We start from the raw sequence: 22754 nt of genomic DNA on the forward strand, positions 1-22754 counted from the left end.
AATTCAAAATTCAAAATTGAAGAGTTAGCCAGGATTCACCCCTACACCCTTACACACGCCAGAGTGCTACGAGTCGGGAAACCCGCCCACGTAACTGGCTCTCCTACACCCTTACACCCCTAAACTATGAAGCGTCGGAGTTTTATACAAAGGATTGGCTCAATACTCGCTGTTTTGGGTGTGACTGAAGCTGAATGGTTGACTGTTAGTGACAGCTATTATCAAGCTTTAGCCCAACCAACACCTCGCAAATTAGCTTTATTAATTGGTATTAATAATTACAAAAATATTCCTGCTCTCAATGGTTGTCTGACTGATGTCGAACTGCAAAAAGAACTGTTGATTCATCGGTTCGGCTTTCAATCTTCAGATATTCTGACGCTGACTGATGAACAAGCTAGCAGAGAATTCATTGAGGCGGCTTTTACCGAACATCTCACCCAGCAAGCCAAAGCTGGGGATGTGGTGGTTTTCCATTTTAGCGGTTACGGGACACGGATTCAAGTAGCACCGGAGCAAAGCCAAAATGCTTTAGTCCCTACTGATGAAAATCAAGCGTCACAAAATGCTCCAGTAGGTAATTATTTATTAGAAGAAACCTTATTATTATTATTGCGATCGCTCTCTACAGATCGAGTTACGGCAGTTTTAGATACTAGTTATTCTCCCCCAGATACCGTCCAAACTAAAGGTTTAAGAATTCGCGCCTTTCCAGCATCAGCACAGGCGCAATTAGCAGCAGAGGAACTAGCATTTCTACAAAAACTCAAAACCCAAACCGCTAGCAAAACTCCAGATGCAGAACTCAATAGTCCGGCTGTGGTGCTATCGGCTACCTCAGATATACAGCAAGTTGCCAGGGAAGTGTTACTGTCTGGATTTAGTGCAGGGTTATTTACCTACGCTTTAACCCAACAATTATGGGAGTCTACCCCATCTACTACCATTCAAGTCAGTTTTTCTCGTGTTGCTAGTGCAATGTCTCAATTGGGGAGTAAACAACAACCTGCACTTGTGAGTAATAAGAAAAATCAAACGGGAGTAACTATAGAAAATCTACTTCCCGATGGTAATATCGGGGCTGAAGGTGCAATTATCGCTACAGAAGAAGAAGGTAAAACCGCGCAGATATGGCTAGGAGGACTACCCGCCCAGGTTCTAGAATACTACGGTAGTAATTCTCGGCTGGCTCTGTCTACGGGGGAGGAATTAGTAGTGCGATCGCGCACTGGATTAACTGCCAAAGCACAACTTGCTAAAATCAGTGAGGCGACTCCCCTGCAAGCTGGACAACTCCTCCAAGAAACACTGCGGGTATTACAGAGAAATATTAATTTAACAGTTGGTTTAAATACAAATTTAGAAAGAATTGAACGGGTAGATGCTACTAGCGCGTTTGCAGCCGTTCCCCACGTTTCCACCGTAGTCGAGGGAGAACAACCAGCAGATTACATATTTGGTAAACTCCTACAAACCCCCAGCCGATACGGTTTATTTTCCTTGGGTGGTGAACCCATACCCAGCACCACAGGGGAATTTGGTGAAGCTGTGAAGGTAGCTGCACTGCGGTTAGCCAAAAAATTACCCGCACTGTTAGCTGCAAAGTTATGGCGGCTGACAGAAAATGAAGGTTCATCGCGCTTACCTGTCAAAGCCAGCTTAGAAGTAGTAGGAATTTCACCAAGAGTAGTATTACAACGGGAAACCCTGCGAAATGCTGTAGTGGAAACTTCCCCGAAAAAATCATCTAGTAGCCAGTATGCTACCCTTAAAACTCCTGTGATTCCCATTGGTAGCCGGGTACAGTATCGAGTGCAGAACAAAAGCCAAAAACCAATTTATTTAATGCTATTGGGGATGAAAAATAATCGGACTGCGATCGCATTTTATCCTTGGCAAATTATCCCAGAAGCCGAAACCCCCGACAATAAACTGCAACTCCAACCCATCATCATCGCCCCTGGTGAAACAATCACCTTACCCCAAACTGCTACAACATCCGGCTGGACGATTTCGGGGCCTGCTTATGAGTGCGAATACCAATTAATTTTGAGTACCGCACCCTTTAAAGAAACCTTGAAAGCCTTAGAAATAGCCAAATATCCCACAGGCGACCAACAACCCATTAGTACACTAGTCAATCCCTTAGTAATTGCCCAAGCCTTACTGCAAGACTTACACAATGCTAGTATAATTAAACAAGATTTAAGTAGTACAAGCACTGATACTTACATCTTAGATGTTAATAATTGGGCAAGTCTCAACTTTAGTTTTCAAGTCGCCTAGTTAAAAAAATAACAGTAAAAATAAATAACCAACCTGCGGTCGAGAGAACAAAAAACGAGGTATGAGTAAAAGTCTTCCTCTAACCCAATCCCCAGTCCCCAGTCCCCAATCCCCACTAATACTTAAGTACGACGAGCATTTATTTCATCCGTAAGATGGAATGTGGGGAAAACTTGACGAAAGTAGAAGAGCAATTTTGATACAAGTTCTTCATACAGAGGTCACATAATGACAAATAGCAAAAGCGATCGCCAAATCCGTTATGCTGTGGTTGGCTTGGGTTGGTTTGCTCAAGAAGCCGCTTTACCTGCATTTGCTCACAGTGAAAATTCCAAATTAGTCGCGCTAGTTTCAGACGACCCCGAAAAACTGGAAGAACTTAGCCAAAAGTATGGTGTTGACCATACTTACTCTTATGAAGAATATGAAGACTGTCTAGCCAGTGATGAAATTGATGCTGTTTATATTGCATTACCCAATCACTTACATTGTGAATACACCGTGCGTGCTGCTAATCAAGCAATTCATGTTTTGTGTGAAAAGCCAATGGCGGTAACAGAACAAGAATGCGAGGCCATGATTAAGGCTGCAAACGACAACGGTGTCAAACTGATGATTGCTTACCGACTACACCTAGAACCCGCAAATCTAGAAGCAGTGGAAATAATCAACTCCCAGCAAATAGGGGAAGCACGGGCTTTTAACTCAGTTTTTACCCAACAAGTAGAACAGGGTAATATTCGTCTACGGGACATTACTGGCGGTGGTACACTCTACGATATTGGCATTTATTGCATTAATGCTGCACGCTACTTATTTCAAGATGAACCTACAGAAGTGTTTGCAGTAGCCGCCACTAAGGGAGAACAACGCTTCAGTGAAGTGGAAGAAATGACTAGCGTAATTCTCCGTTTTCCTAATGAACGCCTAGCCACATTTACCTGTAGCTTTGGAGGAGCAAAAGTTTCTAACTATCAAGTTGTGGGAACTCAAGGTGATTTGTTTGTTGAATCCGCCTATACATGGCAAGGAGAAATCAAGCATTATCTAACAATTGAGGGTCAAACTCAAGAACGGAATTTTCCCCGCCACGATCAGCTAGCAGCTGAATTCACCTATTTTTCTGACTGTATTTTGTCAGACCAAGAACCAGAACCAAACGGTATTGAAGGACTCATTGATGTCAGGATTATTCAAGCACTCTATCAATCTATTACCACAGGTCAATCTGTAAAAATCCCAACTCTTGAACGGGATCAACGTCCCACATCAGATCAATCTATTGAACGTCCTCCCGTGAAAGAGAAACCAGACTTAATTCATGCTGCTTCACCTGGTGGTGATTAACATAATAAATACAGGTAAATAGTTAGTAGTAAGGACTTTAGTCCTGAGATTAGGACTAAAGTCCTTACTACTAACTTCTTCTTCCTTCAATTAAATCATGAGATAAAAACAGAGAATTTCTGCTACCTTGCCATTTTTAATTGTGAAATTCAAGCCTCCGGGACTGGGTGATTCAATTCCGTAGCTTATAGTAGTAGTGAACTGTGCATTTTCACTATCGGGGGGTTTACCATAAACTTTCAGCACTTTTGCTTGGCTATCTCCGACTTTTACACCATTTACAGTGGCATATTTAGGACTAGTAACTTTGATTTGATAGACACTAAAGTAACCAGGTCTCGCACCTTCATCTAAATCAATAGTGATGCCCGAATATTTCAAAGTCCGCACATTACCAATCGCATGAGAAAAACTATTTTCCACCTTCAATGGTTTACCTAAAAGCCTCCTCACTACCTGCTCAGACATGGAAAGTTTAATTCTACCTACCTCTAAACTTCTGGTGGTAATGCCTTTTGTCTGCTGTTTAATATTTTGAGCAATGAAAGGATGAGCATTGATAGCCTTAACTGAACTAATATTGTAGTCAGCAAATGTGAGGCTGAAAGTAGCGATCGCTAGAAAAATTGTTCTTAAGTACATAACTAATTAAACCAAGCTGCAAATTGAAAAAATTGTCCGCGAAAAACTTCTAATAATCGCTGCCAAGTCGCTGCGTCAGTTGGTTTCCCAAACTCTAAATAGGGATCAGCAGCAGTTCCTTGTACCCACAAAATCAAGTCAAATGTTTGCGGGTCATTAAAAACTTTATTGAGATTAATACCTCTAACTTCGCGTTTTCTCCAAAACGGAACTAACCTTCTACCAGTCAATAAAGTATCAGCTTCATCTAAAAAGGCTAACCAACTATCAATCATTTCTTGAGTCACTGCTGCATTGGGAATTACAGCCTTTTGTTTGGGGTTGGGTAGCCATTCTCGGTCATTATCAGTTTCCGCTAAAATAGCATTCCAAGACTGACGACTTAAGGCTGTCACCGCTTGTAAATGTTGCATTGCAGCCCTTAACCTTTCTGGTTCAGCCACGGGAAAATTCATCAGGTGAACAAAGGCTACAATGTCGCTAATGTCAATATTACCGAAGCTAAATATACCTGTACCTTTAGCTAAAAATGGATAAGGTGATTGAGCATTGGCAAAAATTAAATGGCCTGTAGAATCAAATAGTTTACTTTCATCGTATCCCAAAACAGTTTGAGTCATGGCAGAGAGTAAATTACAGTAGCCTTTGAGCCAAATGACATCTCCGAAATCAAAGGCGATCGCAAAATCTTCGGCAGCTTTTTCGGTGGTTTGTATCCCTGACAATAAACTAAAAATTTTCCAGAAAGATTCATTTTCTTCTAGTTTCCCATCAGCATTAAAATCCATCCGTGTTAAACCAATCCGCACAGGTAATTTAACTTGACTATCCTTAATAGGTTCAAGTGTGGCTCTGATTTTAGTTAAATCATCAAGTAAATTTTGCAAAATATTACGAGCATCTTTGTAAGTGACTGCTTGCGGTTGCGGATTTGCCGGCACAGGTAAACGCAAAATAGGAAAAAATTGGGTAATGCCGTTTTGCTGTAAACCATAACGGTACAATGACTGCATTAACTTTTCAGTCGCGCCCATTAGTTGCACAATACCCAAACCAAACCGCATCTGATCATTATTTTGGTTCTCTTGAATCTTGGCAACTAGGGCTGCTTCTCCCTCTTGAAATTGAGCATTAATTAAGTAAGTCTCAATATCTGCAAAAGGCGTTTTTGATTGTGCTAGTGGTGCAAAGGGAAATAAAAGCAGGAGAGTCAGGAGAAGAGAGCATAGAAAAAGACGCATAACTTATGATTCTAAGTAGTCTTCGATGGCCGTCACACTATAGCCTAAAATTACTTTTTATACTCCGTATCTTAACTTTTCCTCAAGCTTGATTCCTCTAAGGGTGAATTTGCTCAAGATTTCGCAACATTTCGGCTGTGTTTCCATCAATACTGCATTTCTGATAGAACGTGGTTCATTTTTTTAAGAAGTGATGACTTGTGAGTAATAGATCATTAAAAATAAGTTTTTATGCTATTGCTAAACTGCAAAAATCACTGCTAAAGTAACAAAACTATGTGCAAATAAAACATAATTCTTCTTCTACCATTAATGATTAATTATGTTCACAAAGTTATCAAAATAGTTGCAGTAAAATGTTACTATGTAGAACCAAAATTATCTGCGGGTGTGATATTTTGATGATAAATTTGGCATCAAATTGCTAAAATAGCCCCATAAAGTCATATAAGTTGCAGAAAATTTTGGCAAAGTTTGGCAAACTGATATCTATCTGAAAAATCAGATTCTTCATTTAAATAACTGACGAATACTCAACTATTCGTGAGAGACAGTAACCCAGTTTTAGTAGAGAAACCAGGGTGATTAAGTCTAGTCGCTATAGGTAGTTAAAATCCAAAATTTGCATCTCACCTCATAGCTGATTCAAGCTGTGAAGTTAAATATTTATCAGGTATAGGCTGAGTGCTGAGTGCTGAGTGCTGAGTGCTGAGTGCTGAGTGCTGAGTGCTGAGTGCTGAGTGCTGAGTGCTGAGTAGTGTGTTAGCAGTGGCGCGGCTTTTAGTCAGTGCTGAGTTCGGGGATTTTTCTCCCCTGCCCCCTGCACCCCTGCCTCCTTCCTGCCTTCTTTTCATTAGAGAAATTTCAGATAAACGGGCAAAAAAACCATGTCAAGGGTGACTGAGCAGCAAAGTTCAAGAGAGCAGCCACTTGAGCTAGAACAACCTAAGATTTGGTGGGGTCTTGCTGTAGCTCTACCAGTAGCAGTTGCAGCTGGCTTATTAGCTACAGCAAAAATAGAGCAAATTGGCAAGTTTAACCCATCTGTACCCATCAAACCAGTTGCTAGTAGTGTTAGTGCTTTAGGACGTTTAGAACCACAAGGAGAAGTGATTAGACTTTCTGCACCAGTAGGAGGATTACAATCAGCTTCGCGAGTTAAACAGCTCTTTGTCAAAGAGGGAGAACGTGTCAGAAAAGGTCAAGTGATCGCTATTTTAGATAATCATGATACCCAGCTAGCGGCTGTGGAAGAAGCAAAAGCCAAACTCTTAGAAAGCCGAGCTAATTTGGCACAGGTAAGAGTTGGTTCACCTAGAGATATTCAAGCGCAAACAGCAGTAATTGCACGTTTGCAGGCTCAGTTGCGCGGTGAAAGCGAAGCCCAACAAGCTACAATTACGCGTATAGCTGCTCAATTAAGTGCGGAGAAAATTGCTCAACAAGCCACAGTTAACCGCTTAGAAGCCGAACTCATAGGACAACAAGACAGTTTAAGAGCTACTCTCAACCGTATCCGCGCCGAGCAACGTAATGCTCAGGTAGATGCTGGACGCTATGAGTTTTTATATCGGCAAGGGGCAATTTCCCAGCAGGAACGAGATAATAGGCGATTGAGTGCGATTACAGCCAATCAGCAGGTAATCGAAACCCAAGCTAGCCTACGTCAAGCAGTGGCGACTATTCGCCAGCAAGTAGCAGAAGCTAGAGCCAACCAAGTCAAAACTCTATCCACTTTGCAACAGCAGCTAGTAGAAGCTAGGGTGACTCGCGACAAAACCATCGCCACATTGCAAAGACAAATCGACGAAGAAAAAGCCAGACTCAAAAGACTGGTGGAAGTTAGTCCTACCGATGTGCAGATGGCGCAAGCACAAGTAAGTAATGCGATCGCTAACCTCAGAAAAGCCGAAGCCGAACTAAAATTAAGCTACGTACAAGCACCCACATCTGGAGAAATTTTAAAAGTTCATACCAAATCAGGTGAAGCCATTAGCTCAGAAGGTATAGCGGAAATGGGTGACACTGAGCAAATGATGGTAGTGGCTGAAGTTCCAGAAGACAGCATTGGTAGAGTGCGTGTTGGTCAAAATGTCACTGTCTCCAGTGATAACGGTGCATTTAGCGGCGAAATCAGAGGAACTGTCACCGAAATTGGCAGAAGAATCGGCAAAAAAGACGTACTCAACAATGATCCCGCAGCTGATGTTGATGCCAGAGTTGTAGAAGTCAAAATCACTTTGTCACCAGAAGATAGTCAAAAAGTTTCTGGTTTAACTAACGCCAAAGTATTAGTTGAAATTAATAACTAATCAAAGGGAACAGGAAACAGGAAACAGTAATGAATTACCTGTTAACTGTTGACTATTGACCATTGACTATTGACTATTGACTCATAACTAATGACCAATTTACTCACAACAATTAATCGTAAAAAAATACCTCTGGCGTGGCTACAATTAACACGAGAAAAAACTCGCCTCGCCGTCGCTTTGGCTGGAATTGCCTTTGCCGATATCTTAATGTTTATGCAGCTTGGTTTCCGCGATGCGCTGTATTACAGTAACGTCCGGCTACATACTAGTTTACAAGGCGATATTGTTTTATTAAATCGTCAATCTAATGCTGTTTTGTCCATGAAAGGCTTTTCACAGCGACGATTGTATAAAGCATTAGAATTACCATCTGTACAATCAGTACATCCCATCTATTTGGATTATTCCGTTTGGAAAAATCCTGATACTGGTAAAACTCGCAGCATTCTGGTATTTGGCATTAATCCTGAAACTAATGTTTTTAATTTGCCAGGAGTACAGGAAAATTTAGATAAACTCAAACTGTCTGATACTGTTTTATTTGACCGTTCTTCTCGACAAGAATATGGGCCGATCGCCAAATATTTTGAACAAGGTAAAAATGTCACAGCAGAAGTTCGCAGACGACAAGTAAAAGTAGTAGGACTGTTTACTTTGGGTGCATCTTTTGGTGCAGATGGTAACTTAATTACCAGTGATGTCAATTTTTTACGTTTATTTCCTATTCGTCGTCAGGGTTTAATTGATATTGGTTTAATTAGATTAAAACCAGGAGCTAATGCTAATGCTGTCGCTCAAGAATTACGCAATTATTTACCTCAAGATGTCAATGTTTTAACCAAACAGGAATTTATTGATTTTGAACGCAATTATTGGTCAAGCAGTACAGCGATTGGTTTTATTTTTACTTTAGGCACAATCATGGGTTTTATTGTGGGAACTGTGATTGTTTACCAAATTTTGTATACAGAGGTAACAGATCATTTATCTGAATATGCTACTTTAAAAGCCATAGGTTACACCCACAAATATTTATTAGGTGTTATTCTCCAAGAGGCATTAATATTAGCTCTCATTGGTTACATTCCTGGATGGGCTTTTACTATGTTTATGTATCAAACGGCTAGAAACGCTACATTATTACCTGTGTTTATGAGCTTTGAGCGTGCTGTGACAGTTCTGATTTTAACATTTGTAATGTGTGTAGTGTCTGGTACAATCGCCGTGAGAAAATTAAACTCTGCCGACCCAGCAGATATTTTTTAGTCGAATGTTACCTAAAATTCAAATTATAAATTTGGCATTAAATACAGCAATATCAAGGTAAAAATGTGCTTATAAATCTAGAAATATTGTTTTAAATTACGAATCAGCATTTGAAATCATCACTATTAGCAAGTCAATTAACCATGAGAAAAGAACCTGTAATTGCCATTAGTAATCTCAATCATTATTATGGCAGAGGCGCGCTAAGAAGACAGATTTTATTTGATATCAATCTCGAAATTTATCCAGGAGAGATTGTGATTATGACTGGGCCATCAGGTTCAGGTAAAACTACACTATTGAGCTTAATTGGTGGTTTGCGTTCTGTACAAGAAGGCAGCCTGAAATTTTTGGGTGTGGAATTATTGGGTGCGAGTCAAAGTAAACTGGTGCAGATTCGACGTAGCATTGGCTATATTTTTCAAGCCCATAATTTGCTAGGGTTTTTAACTGCGAGACAAAATGTACAAATGGCCGTGGAATTGAACGATCATGTTTCTCAAGAAGAAGCGATCGCTCAAGCAAAAGCCATGCTCACAGCCGTAGGATTAGAAAATCGGATTGATTACTATCCAGATAATATGTCTGGTGGACAAAAACAAAGAATTGCGATCGCCCGTGCTTTGGTGAATAATCCCCCTCTAGTCTTAGCTGACGAACCAACAGCCGCCTTAGATAAACAATCAGGACGTGATGTTGTCGAAATTATGCAGCGTCTCGCCAAAGAACAAGGAACATCTATTTTATTAGTCACCCATGATAACCGGATTTTAGACATCGCCGATCGCATCGTCGAAATGGAAGATGGAATCCTAGCGCGTGACTCCCAAAGCGCAGTCATCAGTTACGATGGTGGCGCGTGGAGTGAGAAACCTTAAGGAAGAGAGCAGGGGAGCAGAGGGAGACAAGGTAGACAAGGTAGACAAGGGAGAAGAAGTATTAACAGCTAACAGCTAATAGCTATTGACTATTGACTATTGACTATTGACTCTTATCTAGCACCTGATGGTTTTTGTGGTGTGGAAGCATTGGGTTGGCGACTGGTACGGAAAGTGACGTTTACACCTTCGTTAGATTGTTCTAACACTAATAGAGGTGTCGGTTTGGCTTTCTGATCCCAGTGCATCGTAGCAATGCGTCCTTGAATTGTCGGTTGCCAGTTGTCTTCTTCGTCTATGGGACTAAGATAGGTTTCAATACAGTCAATAATCTGGCTAATCGTGGCAGAAGTTGCCTGTGTTGGTAACTTCATCAAACGAATTTGAATCCGAAATAATACGCGTTTTGCTATATTCGGCGGCGTTCCAGACTCATATTCCACATCAAAAATTTCATCTACTTGTCGCGCCGCATTATTCGCGATTCCCACCGTTCCTTGGTTTGACTGACTAGGACGTAAGGCTTGGGAAACTTTATCTTTAACCCTGATTTTAATTTGATTTAAAATCGCAAAATGAAACACTTCCTCAGACATCCGCATTCGGAGATAGTCTAGGTTAAAATCCCGTGAGTTAACTAAATCGGGATTAGTTTCCATTTTGCGGATAGTTTCTAATGCTAATTTAAATTTTTTCTCTAATTCTCTAGCGCGGAATTGCTCAAACTTAATTTTTTTCTCTAATTTAGTTAATTGCATTTTCCCAAACACAACTAATGCAATCAATGCTACTAATAACCCACCAGAAGTCATAATGAATACTGGCGGTATCTGAGAATCTTTTGCTGCTTGTTGTGTAGGTATTGGCTTTTTTGGTTTTGAAGATGTTTGAGCAAGGTATACGTGAGTTAGCATAGGTCATAAACAGAAACACTGGAGTTACTATTTTTAGGATGCCCAAATTTTGCCTGTGATATTGCTGTATCATTGGTATTTTTTACGGCTTGTCTCTCACGACGTATGTACATCAACCCTGATATTCCGGCTAGTCTCCAGCCTCTGTCCTCAAACGCGTCTACTGACTGGGGCAAAATTCGCCTGATTGCTACTGATATGGATGGGACACTGACAAATCAGGGCAAATTTTCCACCGCTTTACTACAAACCCTAGAAGACTTACAAGCGGCTGAAATTAAAGTGATGATCGTCACAGGACGTTCTGCTGGCTGGGTAAATGGGTTAAATAGCCTACTGCCAATCACTGGGGCGATCGCAGAAAATGGCGGAATACTATACTTATCTGGAAGTGAGGAAACAATAGCATTAACACCTATTTCAGACTTCACAGCCCATCGCCATGAATTAGCCACCGTTTTTAACCATTTAAAAACTAAATTTCCCCAAATTCAAGAATCTGCTGACAATCGCTTTCGCATCACCGATTGGACATTTGATGTAGCGGGGTTGAGTTGGGATGCACTCCAAACTATGGATGATCTCTGTCAAAACATGGGTTGGGGATTTACCTATAGTAATGTGCAGTGTCACATCAAACCCCAAAAACAAGAGAAAGCCATTGGTTTATTGCAGGTATTGCGAGAATACTTTCCTGATTACAACCCGCAACAAATTGTGACAGTTGGGGATAGTCCTAATGATCAAAGCCTATTCAATCGCCGAGATTTTCCCTTGTCTGTAGGCGTGGCGAATGTGCGCCAATATGTCAGCCAAATGCAATATCAACCGGCATATATTACCACTGCGGCTGAGGGAAAAGGTTTTTGTGAGCTTTGTGATTATATCTTGGCAAACAGGGGTTAGGTGGCGATCGCGCTTCCCGTTGTCGCAGACATCGCTCATTACCGTATTTCTAGGGAGAACATATGTAAATACAGATCATGATTAAATTCATCTGTATTTGTCTTAGGTTGAGCGATCGCTCTTACCGCCGGATTACTCAACAATTCTAATATGGCAGTGTCGGCTGCTATTTTTTACAGTAATATCTTGTTACTCACTTTTTCATCAGAACCTGTGTTATTAGGAAATATACCAAATCAGCAGCCTGGATTATTTGGATTAATACACTCAAACAGAGATTTTACCCAAAAAGAAGCTTGGGGAAAAAACTGTTTTAACTCTTCATTTCCGGCTTCTCTTTGCTCTTACTTATATAGTTTAAATCTAGAGAATGTATACATTAAGCTAAACTCAAACCTCAAAGTTGAGCATTCAAGCATTAGTACAGAAAACTTCTACGGAATCGACCCAACCTCCGATAATCTTTTCTATGCCTTTGAAACGCAGTTTACACCATATCAACAATATCTAATTGGAAATCTACCAGGTGTTGATCTAGTTACCCAAGCAAGAGATTCAGGCTCTTGCTTACAGCCAATTGAGATTAAATTAACAGCTTTACCGGATAATACAACTTGTGAATTTGCAGAGGATTATTATGGTTGTGAAATTGTAGTCAGACCGGATACTATAGTTTATTTAGCTTGTAGTATTGTAGAAAATTTTAGAATCAACCCGTCTATTATGGGCAGTGTGATTACGGAAAAGCTGGCAAACATTACTGACTGGACAGAAGCAATTTCTGTAATACCTTACATTCCAGATATGATTGACTATATAGATGCGATCGCACTTTCACTTATAGATGTACAAAAGCCTTTTTTAATGCAGCCTATCTGGAAAACAGAAAGAAAATCATCAAAGTTAGTAGATAACTGCTTGGATGTTTTTGTTTGGAGTAATCTAGCTTTTACTAGATTATTTATAGATTTAGCAAAAATAGAAATTAATACATACGGAAGAATCAGAAATATTACTAGGCATACTCGAACAATTATTTGGCTGTTTAAAATGCTATCTGACTTTAGTATTAATGGTTATTTTAATCATGGGAGAATTATAGACAGCCTTTCGTATAATACGAAAAATGATAAAGCATTTGCCGTAAGTGGTAGAGTTACCCATGCTTACATGACATCGGCAGCCTTGAGACAACCTAGAATTACAAAACAAGAAATTAAAAGAATTATCTTAGGCGGTGGTCAGAATCTCTTGAGTCCAGAAAGAAGATTTGATGCTATAATATTCAACTCACCAGATATATTTGATTTATCAGTTCCTTCTATGCCAGATTATTAGTTAACAATTAAAATTAAATTGCAACTATCAAATTACCAACTCAGAAATGAACACAGTAGATTTATTTGCAGGTTGCGGAGGTTTGTCCCTGGGATTTCAAAATGCTGGTTTTAATTTAGTAGCAGCTTTTGATAATTGGCTGCCAGCAATTGAAGTATATAGACAAAACTTTCATCATCCTATTTTTGAGAAAGACATTTTTCACGAAGATATATGTAGGATAATTTCCCGCTTTAATCCAGAAATAATTATTGGTGGACCTCCATGCCAAGATTTCTCAAGCGCAGGAAAACGAGATGAAAATCTTGGTAGAGCCGATTTAACGATTGTGTTTGCCAATATTATTTCGCAAACTAAGCCTAATTGGTTCGTGATGGAAAATGTAGATAGAATTACTAAAAGTCAAATTTTAACAACAGCCTTAGAAATATTCAAAAAAGCTGGATATGGTTTAACTTGTTCAATATTAAATGCAAGTTACTTTGGAGTTCCACAAGCTAGAAAACGTTACTTTTTAATTGGTCAGCTTCATGGAGAAGATAATGCTCTCAGCAATTATCTAATCAAAAATCAATCTAAGAAGCCTATGACTGTTTTTGATTATCTGGGTCATGATTTAGGTATTGATTATTTTTACCGTCATCCAAGAAGTTATAAAAGAAGGGCTATCTTCAGCATCTATGAACCTAGCCCAACAGTTCGGGGAGTAAACCGTCCTATTCCCAAAACATATAAGAAGCATGAAGGGGATGCTTGTGATGTTAATGAGAAATTAAGACCTCTTTCTACAATCGAAAGAAGTTATATTCAAACATTTCCAAAAACGTTTAAGTTTCAGGGTAATAAATCAGATTTAGAACAGATGATTGGTAATGCCGTTCCTGTCAAGTTAGCTGAATATGTAGCTCGTTGTATCTTTCAATATGTACAAGATTCTTCTCTTCAAGTTTCACTTCATACGGTTTCTTCCTGAATGTAGAGACGGTATGTATTAATCTCTACATAATTTATTGTGAGGCGCATTTTTATAACTAATGCGCCTATTTTCCTGTTAAATTTGTTATTCCCACGTTTCTAAACTTTCTTCATCCTGATTTTCATCAGAAAGTTGCAAAGTTGGTGTTTGAATGACAAATGGCAATTCTGCACCTATCAGACCCCTTTGAATACGTTCTGATGTCTCATTAAACAGAATAAATAAAGGATATATACTATTAGCACCCTCACTAAAAATATGGCTGTGACGATAGGGCATTAACCATTCATAATCTTGATCTAAAAACACCTGAGTTTGCCGCCAACGTCCTAACAAATCCGAAAAATCTTCATCGGGACGATGGATAAACAGTAAAATTTCCGCGCCAGTTTTTACCTTCCACTCAGGATCACACATTAAAATTGCCACATCACAGGGGAGATGAATAGCCTGTGTAGTTGCAGACTGAATGTTGCGTAAACGAACAATTGGCAGAGGAATAGAGATTAAGCTTTCATGTGGACGGCGCAGACTAGGGAGCATTTCCAAGTAGGGACGGTATTGCTTGAGTAATGCGATCGCTGCTAAATGATTGCTATACTCTGCTAAACTCGCTTCATAATAAGATTTCTGCACAGGCATAATCAATTCAAAATTTACAACTCATCATTCATGTTTGACTATCCCAATTTTTCAAACACCTTAAATAAGGGTAGATACATAGCTAACAAAATTGTCCCCACCATACCCCCTAAAACCAAAATCATAATTGGTTCTAAAACACTAGTTAATGCTTTGACGGCTTGCTCAACTTCATCTTCATAGAAGTCAGCAATTTTCATTAACATCCCATCTAGTTCACCAGTTTCTTCACCAATGCTAATCATTTGAATCGCCATTGCTGGAAAAACATTCGCTTTCTGTAGAGCCAAACTAATCATACCCCCTTGTTGGATTTCTGCTCTGGCTCCATCAATAGCATTAGCAACTACCTGATTACCTGATGTATCTCGCACAATTTCTAATGATGTCAAAATCGGTACACCAGAACGAGTCAAAGAACCAAAGGTACGACTAAAACGCGCCACTGAAGATTTTTGAATTAAATCGCCAAACAAAGGCATCTTTAAAGAAAGACGGTCAATAGTTTCCTTACCAACACGGGTCTTATAATATTGTGTAAAAGCAAATCTTACACCTACAAGTGAGGCAACAATTACTAAAGACCAAAGACTTCTTAAAATTTGACTGCAAGTCATCAAAAATGCCGTCAGTGCTGGTAGTTCTGTGCCTAACTCTTGGAAGATTTTCGCAAAAATGGGAATCAAAAATACAGTCATCCCCACGAAAATAGCAGTTGCTAAAAAACCAACCACCACAGGATAAGCTAGAGCTGACTTAATTTGGTTCTGTAATCTAGCCATATCTTCTAATAATTTGGCGAGTCGGTTGAGAACTTCATCAAGAACACCACCAACCTCCCCAGCTTGGATCATACTGACGTATAACCCATCAAAACAATCAGGATGCTTCCGCATAGCATCTGAAAGATTCACACCACTTTGAACATCATTACTAATATCAATGAGAGCCTGCTTCATTTTAGGATTCTCGCATTGATCACCGAGTACCCCCAAACCTCTCACAATAGCTACACCAGCATTCACTAAGGTAGCCAACTGTCGAGAAAAAACTGCCTTTTCTTTAACAGTAACTTTTGCAAAAGAATTCTGGAATTTTTGGAAGTCAAAACCACCACCTGACTGTTTTAGGTCTTGGACTACAAAACCTTTATCTCTCAAATTAGTCCGAGCGTCTGCCAAAGATTCGGCAACCACTTTTTCGCTTCTAGTTTTTCCCTGTGAATCCCGAACACGGGCAACAAATGTTGGCATAATAATTCAAAATTCAAAATACTTTACAATAAGGCTTGCGCCTACAAAATTAAGATTTTAGTCAATAGTCAATCATCTATAGTTAAAAAATTACTAATGACTAATGACTAATGACTAATAACTAAGATTAATGTGCTTTGACAGCACCGGGTTTTGCACCTGCTGCTTGTGGGGGAGCAGTACCAATGAGGCGTTGAATTTCATCTGGTTTAGAAGTTTTAGACATTGCAGCTTCAAAAGAAATTGTGCCTGCTTTGTAGTAATCTGCTAAAACTTTTTCTAAAGTTTGCATTCCCAATTTACCGCCTGTTTGAATTGCGGAGTAAATCTGTGATGTTTTCCCCTCACGAATTAAGTTAGAAATAGCGGGAGTAACAATCATGATTTCCTGCGCCATTACCCGTCCATATTCACCGGGTTTAGGATTCTTCTTCGGTACTAAGGTTTGACTAAATACTGCTACTAAAGAGTTAGATAATTGCACCCGCACTTGGGTTTGTCTTTCATGGGGGAAAACGTCAATAATCCGGTCAACAGTTTGAGCGGCGGAACTGGTGTGTAATGTACCAAATACTAAGTGTCCTGTTTCTGCGGCGGAAATGGCCAAAGAAATTGTTTCTAAGTCCCGCATTTCCCCCACCAGAATGATATCTGGATCTTCCCGAAGGGCAGCTTTCAAGGCATTAGCAAAACTCTTAGTGTCTTCACCTAATTGCCGTTGGTGAACTAGGCTTTTAATTGGTTCGTAAACAAATTCGATGGGGTCTTCTACTGTTAAAATATGTTCGGCTTTCGTGCGGTTAATTAAATCAATCATGGCCGCTAGAGTGGTGGTTTTACCAGAACCTGTAGGGCCTGTCACCAGAATTAATCCTCTGGGTTTATCAGACATTTCTCTGACTACATCTGGTAAACCTAATTTCTCAAAATTAGGGATTTTAGAACTCAGAGCGCGTAAACAAGCAGCATATGCACCACGCTCTTTATAAACGTTTACCCGAAAACGAGCTAAACCCTTAACACCATAGGAACAGTCCAATTCCCAGGTTTGTTCTAGGGTTTTGCGTTGGGTATTATTGAGCATACTAAAAATTAGTCTTTGGCACTGTTCTGCGCTCAAGACGTTATCCCCGATGGGTGTGAGCTTACCACTGATCCGAAAATAGGGGGGTAAACCTGCGGATAAGTGCAGATCCGAACCACCCATTTCAATCATCTGCTCCATCAAGTCTTCAATCATCATTTCCATAGGTTCGCTGCACTCCAATTCAAAATGCAAAAAGGGTATAGGGGTATAAGGGTGTCAGGGTATAGGGGAAACACACTAAAGATGTTTCCTCTTCTTTTCTGACTAATCATCAAACCGAGGTGTCATACAGTAAGGACAATCGAGCCATTCTGGTTGTAAAACGGCGTTACAACTGCGACAGGTTAGTCCACTCTTACGTTTAGCTTTTAATTCAGCTTCTAAACCTGTGTCTGTGAATGTCACCCGTTCTACTTCTTCTAAGGTGGTAGAACCTTGGCGTACTAGGTCTAAACTGTAAGCCAGCAAGGTTTTCATTCCTTCTTCAACAGCTACCTCTTTGATGCGTTCTGTGGGTGCTTCTTCGTTGATTAAAGTTTGTAGCTGTTCAGTCACCCGCATGACTTCATAAACACCACAACGGCCTTTGTAGCCGACACCGTTACACGCGGGACAAAGCTGATTTTTGTTTTTAGCTTCCGCGATCGCCTCTGATGGTACAGTATTAGCCTTATAGAAGGTGACGTTAACTTCTTGGGAAGCAGACATCCCATAACGGGCTAATTCTTCTGGTGTAGGAGTATAGGCAATCTTACACTCAGAACAAACACGCCGCACTAGACGTTGTGCTAACACCCCAATTAGAGAACTTGACACCATGAATGGTTCAATACCCATTTCTCCCAAACGAGCGATCGCCCCAGGAGCATCATTTGTGTGTAAAGTAGTTAATACTAAGTGACCAGTCAAAGCAGCTTCAATCGCTGTTTTGGCTGTTTCTTTATCTCGTGTTTCCCCCACCAGTAGCACATCGGGGTCTTGTCGCAAAAATGCCCGTAATGCAGTGGCGAAATCTAGTCCTTTCTCCCGAATTACCTGGACTTGAGTAATCCCTGGCAAACTGTACTCAATCGGATCTTCTACCGTACTGATGTTAATACCAGGAGAGTTCTTTTCCGAAAGTGCAGAATACAGCGAAGTAGTTTTACCAGAACCAGTCGGCCCCGTTACCAAAATTAACCCGAAAGGCTTACTGACCATGTCTTTGACAATATTCAAAGTTTCTGGATCAGTAATTAACTTATCTAATCCCAACTGGGTAGAAGAGTTATCCAGAATCCGCAGACACACCTTTTCCCCATAGCGACTGGGTAGGGTATTTACCCGAAAGTCTACTTTGCGTCCCTCAAACATCCGACGAATCCGTCCGTCTTGAGGTAAACGTCTCTCTGCAATATCTAAGTTGGAGATGATTTTAAATCGGGCTGTGACCGCCGGAATGATTTTTTTCGGTAGAGGATCAAAAGCCTCCCGCAACACCCCATCCTTACGGAAACGAATCCGCAAATTTTCTTCTTGGGGTTCAATGTGGATATCAGAAACCTTCTCATGCAAAGCTTTCGCCAGAATGCGGTTCACCAGATTAATCACTGGCGCATCCTCTGCACCCTTCATCGCCGCCCCTAAATCCGCCTCCATTTCTTCTGGGGCATCTTCCAGGTTGAGATTGCTGAGGTTTTCTAAATCCTGATTAATATCTGTAAATTTTTCTTGTTCTATGTGTTTTTGTCGGACAGCCAAATCATCCAGATATTGATTGATCAGTTGTTGATAATCCTCCTGGGTGATTACCATGCGCTTGAGTGCTAAACCTTGGGGGCGCAAGATACGATTCAGGTCATCAGACGCTTCTAAGTTATCCGGATCAACCATTGCCACCAGAATGTAAGGTGGATTTTGTTGATCATTTTTTGATAAGGGTACTAAACGATGACGACGGCAGATATCAACTGGAATCAGAGATTCTATCAGTTGACCCACCATTGTATCGCCAACATTGTTGGCTTCCGGATCAAGGAATTCGACACCGTATAGTATCTTCAGTTCAAATAATTGTTGTTTCTTGTATTGTCTGAGAAACTCAGGTGATAATTGTCGCCCGGTGATTGACTCTAGCACGTCTGTCAATGGTCTACCAGACTTGCGACTTTCAATCAACGCTTGCCTCATCTGGTCAGTATTGACATAACCAGACTGGACTAATTTACTACCAAAAGGCGAAAACTCCGTTCTTGTCGTGAGAGCGGTACTGCGCCGTTGCGGAGAGGATTGAGTCATAGATGAGCAATGAGTAGGGAAAACCTCTGCTTAGAGTATTCCCAACCTGAGCTAAATAATTTTCATTAAGACTAAGTAAATTCAGGTGAAAACTTTAAAATGTTTGGATTGGTGATTGGGGACTGGGGATTGGGGACTGGGGAGACAAGGGAGACAGGGGAAGAGAAACTAATGACTGTTGACTAATGACTAATGACTGTTGACTATTGACTATTGACTAATTTCGGTTTCTCACACCTAGAAGGTCTGTTCACCATTTGTCAAAATAAGATGACTGTAAAACCATTTCTGGGGAAATTGCGGTCAAACATCAGCCTGAGTGTATAGCCATTGATCAAAATGGTGGGTACTTGTGGCGAAATTCTACCGTAAAGCACACCTGGGATGAGTAGACTTAGATAATGATGGACGAAAATAAACAGGTCAACAATACAAGCCAGCCGTTGGGTGAATCAACAGAGGTAAATCAAGCAATGATGAGCGACTCCCAAGCCCCAATTAATTCTCACGAATCTGGCAGCGAGGTTACTGAGCAAGTGGCAGCCCCCAATAATGTATCGGGAGACACTGTACTCACAGAAGAAAATAACTTTGCTGCACCAGAAACAATTCAGCTCGAAACAGCCGCTTTGGCAGAATTAAATCAGCAAATTGATTTACTCAAGGCGCAACTGGAAGAACGTAGTACGCAGTACATGAGAATTGCGGCTGATTTTGAAAATTACCGTAAACGTACACAAAAAGAAAAAGAAGAGTTAGATTTGCAGGTAAAGCGCAACACAATTATGGAGTTACTGCCCGTAGTTGATAATTTTGAACGGGCAAGAGCGCACCTGAAACCGCAAACTGAAGGTGAGATGACAATTCATAAAAGTTATCAAGGAGTCTATAAACAACTGGTAGATTCCCTGAAGCGACTGGGTGTATCACCAATGCGTCCCGAAGGTCAAGAATTTGATCCTAACCTTCATGAAGCAGTAATGCGCGAACCTACGGATGAACATCCTGAAGGAACAGTGTTAGAAGAGTTAGTGCGCGGATATTACTTGGGCGATCGCGTTTTGCGCCATTCGATGGTGAAAGTGGCTGCTCCCAAGGAAGATGCACCACCTGCACCAGAAAGTCAGTCGAGTCCAGCCGACAGTTAATTACTGTATTTGCTCGCCTCACTGACCAATAGTGCCTGGATTATAGTGGAGGCGAGCATTGCTCAGTGTTGGGTATTGGGAACTGGCAACTGGCGATTGAGGATTGGTGAAACCTGGTATGAGGCATAATCGGAAATTTCCTTTCCTAAATTCCTCCAGTGTTGCACCCCTAAATCTCCCTCTTTGACCTCAAGGTTGTCCGCGCATGTAGCATTACGGCAACAGCAGTCAGTAAAAATACCTTAATATGGGAAAAGTTATTGGAATCGACTTAGGCACTACAAATAGTTGTGTTGCGGTTTTAGAAGGTGGACAGCCAATTGTCATCGCCAATTCCGAGGGCGGAAGAACCACTCCAAGTATCGTGGGATTTGGTAAAAGTGGCGATCGCCTGGTCGGTCAATTAGCCAAACGCCAAGCTGTCACGAACGCAGAAAACACGGTTTTTAGTATTAAAAGATTTATCGGTCGTCGTTGGGATGACACGGAATCAGAGCGCGATCGCGTTCCTTATAACTGTGTCAAAGGTCGAGACGAAACTGTTGATGTGCAGATTCGCAATAAAAATTTCACGCCCCAAGAAATATCTGCCATGATCTTGCAAAAACTCAAGCAAGATGCAGAAAATTTCTTGGGCGAAACTGTCACGCAAGCCGTAATTACCGTACCTGCATATTTCACCGATGCTCAACGACAAGCCACTAAAGATGCTGGCACTATTGCTGGTTTAGAAGTATTAAGAATTATCAATGAACCGACAGCTGCGGCTTTAGCGTTTGGCTTAGATAAGCAAGACCAAGAGCAGCTGATTTTAGTTTTTGACTTAGGCGGCGGAACGTTCGATGTCTCTATCCTGCAACTAGGGGATGGGGTGTTTGAAGTTAAAGCCACCAGTGGCAATAATCAATTAGGTGGTGATGACTTTGATAGTTGTATTGTCAACTGGATGATTGAACGCTTCCAACAACAAGACAACATCGACCTAGCTCAAGATAAAATGGCACTGCAACGACTCCGAGAAGCCGCAGAAAAAGCCAAAATAGAACTCTCTAGTATGGTCAGTACCTCCATTAACTTGCCTTTCATTACGGCCGATGCAAGTGGGCCAAAGCATCTAGAAATGGAACTGAGCCGCTCTAAATTTGAAGAATTGGTGGGATATTTAATTGAAGCTACCATCCAACCAATGACGCAAGCCCTCAAAGATGCTGACCTCCAACCTCAAGATATCAACAGAATTATTCTTGTAGGGGGTTCTACTCGCATTCCGGCTGTCCAAAACGCCCTAATTAAATTTTTTAACGGCAAAACTCCAGACCGTTCGGTGAACCCGGATGAAGCGGTAGCTTTGGGTGCAGCTATTCAAGCAGGTGTTTTGGGTGGCGAGGTTGATAATCTTTTGCTGTTGGATGTTACACCTCTATCTTTGGGAATTGAAACTTTGGGCGAAGTCTTCACCAAAATTATCGAACGTAACACCACAATTCCCACCAGCAAATCACAAGTCTTTTCTACCGCCGTGGATGGTCAGACTTCCGTGGAAATTCATGTCCTCCAAGGTGAACGGGCGATGGCAAGAGATAATAAAAGTCTCGGCAAATTCCTCTTAGCAGGAATTCCGCCAGCCCCCCGTGGTGTACCGCAAATTGAGGTATCTTTTGAAATCGATGTTAACGGTATCCTCAAGGTTGCAGCCCAAGATAAAGGCACGGGTAGAGAACAGAGCATTCGCATTACCAATACAGGTGGATTGAGTACCACTGAAGTAGAACGGATGCGCCAAGAAGCCGAAGTTTTTGCAGAAGAAGATAAAAGACGCAAAGAACTGGTGGAACTCAAAAATCAAGCCGACAATCTGTTGTCTAGTTATGAATCGACAATCAAAGATAACGGACAACTGATTGGAGAGCAGATGAAAGTTCTGGCCAACGAAAAAGTTGCTCTACTTCAGAGTGTCATGACAAATCCTGCGATCTCCCTCAAAGAGTTTCAACAGTGTCTAGAAGACTTTCAACAAACTCTGTTTGCAATTGGTGCGGATGTCTACCAACGAGCAGGCGGTCAAGGCGATGAGACAATAGATGCGATCGCCGGTGAAGCGTTACCTCCCGAAATGGAACATCCGATGAATGGGACTCTGATCCCTCAATTTAATTTTGATTTTGATGAGGAAAGCACAGCGCAAGCTGATTATGAAGCGATAGATTAGGGACTGGGGACTGGGGACTGGGGACTGGG

18 protein-coding genes are annotated in these 22754 nt (G+C 41.0%); 10 read left to right on the top strand and 8 right to left on the bottom strand.

Features of this window, described 5'->3' with window-relative positions:
* The first annotated feature begins 126 nt into the window (after positions 1-126).
* A complete protein-coding gene (locus tag ACQFX9_RS28765) occupies positions 127-2286 on the top strand; it encodes a caspase family protein (protein WP_427159920.1) in 2160 nt (719 codons plus the stop codon).
* Between the two features lie 228 nt (positions 2287-2514).
* Complete coding sequence (locus ACQFX9_RS28770; RefSeq protein ID WP_427159921.1) at positions 2515-3633, top strand: Gfo/Idh/MocA family protein; 1119 nt, start codon at positions 2515-2517, stop codon at positions 3631-3633.
* Positions 3634-3723: 90 nt separating this feature from the next.
* Here the strand turns inward: ACQFX9_RS28770 and ACQFX9_RS28775 are convergent, their stop codons facing one another.
* The 3 genes from ACQFX9_RS28775 to ACQFX9_RS28785 all read right to left on the bottom strand — a co-directional run bounded on the left by ACQFX9_RS28775 (position 3724) and on the right by ACQFX9_RS28785 (position 6370).
* On the bottom strand, positions 3724-4275 hold the full coding sequence (locus ACQFX9_RS28775; RefSeq protein WP_427159922.1) for a hypothetical protein: 552 nt from the start codon (positions 4273-4275) through the stop codon (positions 3724-3726).
* 2 nt (positions 4276-4277) lie between these two features.
* Entirely contained in the window at positions 4278-5516 is a 1239-nt protein-coding gene (locus ACQFX9_RS28780; RefSeq protein WP_427159923.1) for a hypothetical protein, read from the bottom strand.
* Positions 5517-6145: 629 nt separating this feature from the next.
* Complete coding sequence (locus tag ACQFX9_RS28785; RefSeq protein WP_427159924.1) at positions 6146-6370, bottom strand: hypothetical protein; 225 nt, start codon at positions 6368-6370, stop codon at positions 6146-6148.
* A 33-nt stretch (positions 6371-6403) separates the two neighbouring features.
* Here ACQFX9_RS28785 and ACQFX9_RS28790 point away from each other — a divergent pair, with 33 nt between their 5' ends.
* The 3 genes from ACQFX9_RS28790 to ACQFX9_RS28800 all read left to right on the top strand — a co-directional run bounded on the left by ACQFX9_RS28790 (position 6404) and on the right by ACQFX9_RS28800 (position 9975).
* Entirely contained in the window at positions 6404-7828 is a 1425-nt protein-coding gene (locus ACQFX9_RS28790; RefSeq protein ID WP_427159925.1) for an HlyD family efflux transporter periplasmic adaptor subunit, read from the top strand.
* Between the two features lie 90 nt (positions 7829-7918).
* Complete coding sequence (gene devC, locus ACQFX9_RS28795) at positions 7919-9097, top strand: ABC transporter permease DevC (protein ID WP_427159926.1); 1179 nt, start codon at positions 7919-7921, stop codon at positions 9095-9097.
* A 143-nt stretch (positions 9098-9240) separates the two neighbouring features.
* Positions 9241-9975 (top strand): DevA family ABC transporter ATP-binding protein, encoded by a 735-nt coding sequence (locus tag ACQFX9_RS28800; protein ID WP_103139002.1) that lies wholly within the window; start codon positions 9241-9243, stop codon positions 9973-9975.
* A 113-nt stretch (positions 9976-10088) separates the two neighbouring features.
* On the opposite strand, the gene ACQFX9_RS28805 is transcribed toward ACQFX9_RS28800, so the two are convergent.
* Positions 10089-10889 carry a hypothetical protein gene (locus ACQFX9_RS28805; protein WP_427159927.1) on the bottom strand — a complete coding sequence of 267 codons (801 nt, stop codon included), beginning with the start codon at positions 10887-10889 and terminating at the stop codon, positions 10089-10091.
* Between the two features lie 105 nt (positions 10890-10994).
* Between ACQFX9_RS28805 and ACQFX9_RS28810 the strand changes: the two genes are divergently transcribed.
* The 3 genes from ACQFX9_RS28810 to ACQFX9_RS28820 all read left to right on the top strand — a co-directional run bounded on the left by ACQFX9_RS28810 (position 10995) and on the right by ACQFX9_RS28820 (position 14106).
* Complete coding sequence (locus tag ACQFX9_RS28810) at positions 10995-11795, top strand: HAD-IIB family hydrolase (RefSeq protein WP_427159928.1); 801 nt, start codon at positions 10995-10997, stop codon at positions 11793-11795.
* A gap of 150 nt (positions 11796-11945) precedes the next feature.
* Entirely contained in the window at positions 11946-13133 is a 1188-nt protein-coding gene (locus ACQFX9_RS28815) for a HindVP family restriction endonuclease (protein WP_427159929.1), read from the top strand.
* Positions 13134-13179: 46 nt separating this feature from the next.
* Entirely contained in the window at positions 13180-14106 is a 927-nt protein-coding gene (locus ACQFX9_RS28820) for a DNA cytosine methyltransferase (protein WP_427159930.1), read from the top strand.
* Positions 14107-14193: 87 nt separating this feature from the next.
* Here the strand turns inward: ACQFX9_RS28820 and ACQFX9_RS28825 are convergent, their stop codons facing one another.
* The 4 genes from ACQFX9_RS28825 to ACQFX9_RS28840 all read right to left on the bottom strand — a co-directional run bounded on the left by ACQFX9_RS28825 (position 14194) and on the right by ACQFX9_RS28840 (position 19368).
* Positions 14194-14751 carry a hypothetical protein gene (locus ACQFX9_RS28825; RefSeq protein ID WP_236142062.1) on the bottom strand — a complete coding sequence of 186 codons (558 nt, stop codon included), beginning with the start codon at positions 14749-14751 and terminating at the stop codon, positions 14194-14196.
* Between the two features lie 38 nt (positions 14752-14789).
* The gene (locus ACQFX9_RS28830) at positions 14790-16004 is read right to left on the bottom strand and encodes a type II secretion system F family protein (RefSeq protein WP_427159931.1); all 1215 of its coding nucleotides are present in this window, start codon (positions 16002-16004) and stop codon (positions 14790-14792) included.
* A 127-nt stretch (positions 16005-16131) separates the two neighbouring features.
* The gene (locus ACQFX9_RS28835) at positions 16132-17253 is read right to left on the bottom strand and encodes a type IV pilus twitching motility protein PilT (RefSeq protein WP_427159932.1); all 1122 of its coding nucleotides are present in this window, start codon (positions 17251-17253) and stop codon (positions 16132-16134) included.
* Between the two features lie 102 nt (positions 17254-17355).
* Positions 17356-19368, bottom strand: a complete 2013-nt coding sequence (locus ACQFX9_RS28840) for a GspE/PulE family protein (RefSeq protein ID WP_427159933.1) — start codon at positions 19366-19368, stop codon at positions 17356-17358.
* 401 nt (positions 19369-19769) lie between these two features.
* Between ACQFX9_RS28840 and grpE the strand changes: the two genes are divergently transcribed.
* Both grpE and dnaK read left to right on the top strand, forming a co-directional pair.
* Positions 19770-20516 (top strand): nucleotide exchange factor GrpE, encoded by a 747-nt coding sequence (gene grpE, locus ACQFX9_RS28845; RefSeq protein WP_427159934.1) that lies wholly within the window; start codon positions 19770-19772, stop codon positions 20514-20516.
* Between the two features lie 247 nt (positions 20517-20763).
* Positions 20764-22725, top strand: coding sequence for a molecular chaperone DnaK (dnaK, locus tag ACQFX9_RS28850; protein WP_427159935.1), 1962 nt, complete (start codon positions 20764-20766; stop codon positions 22723-22725).
* Positions 22726-22754: the final 29 nt, after the last annotated feature.

It is taken from the genome of Aliinostoc sp. HNIBRCY26 (genome assembly GCF_050235535.1).
Lineage (GTDB): Bacteria > Cyanobacteriota > Cyanobacteriia > Cyanobacteriales > Nostocaceae > Trichormus.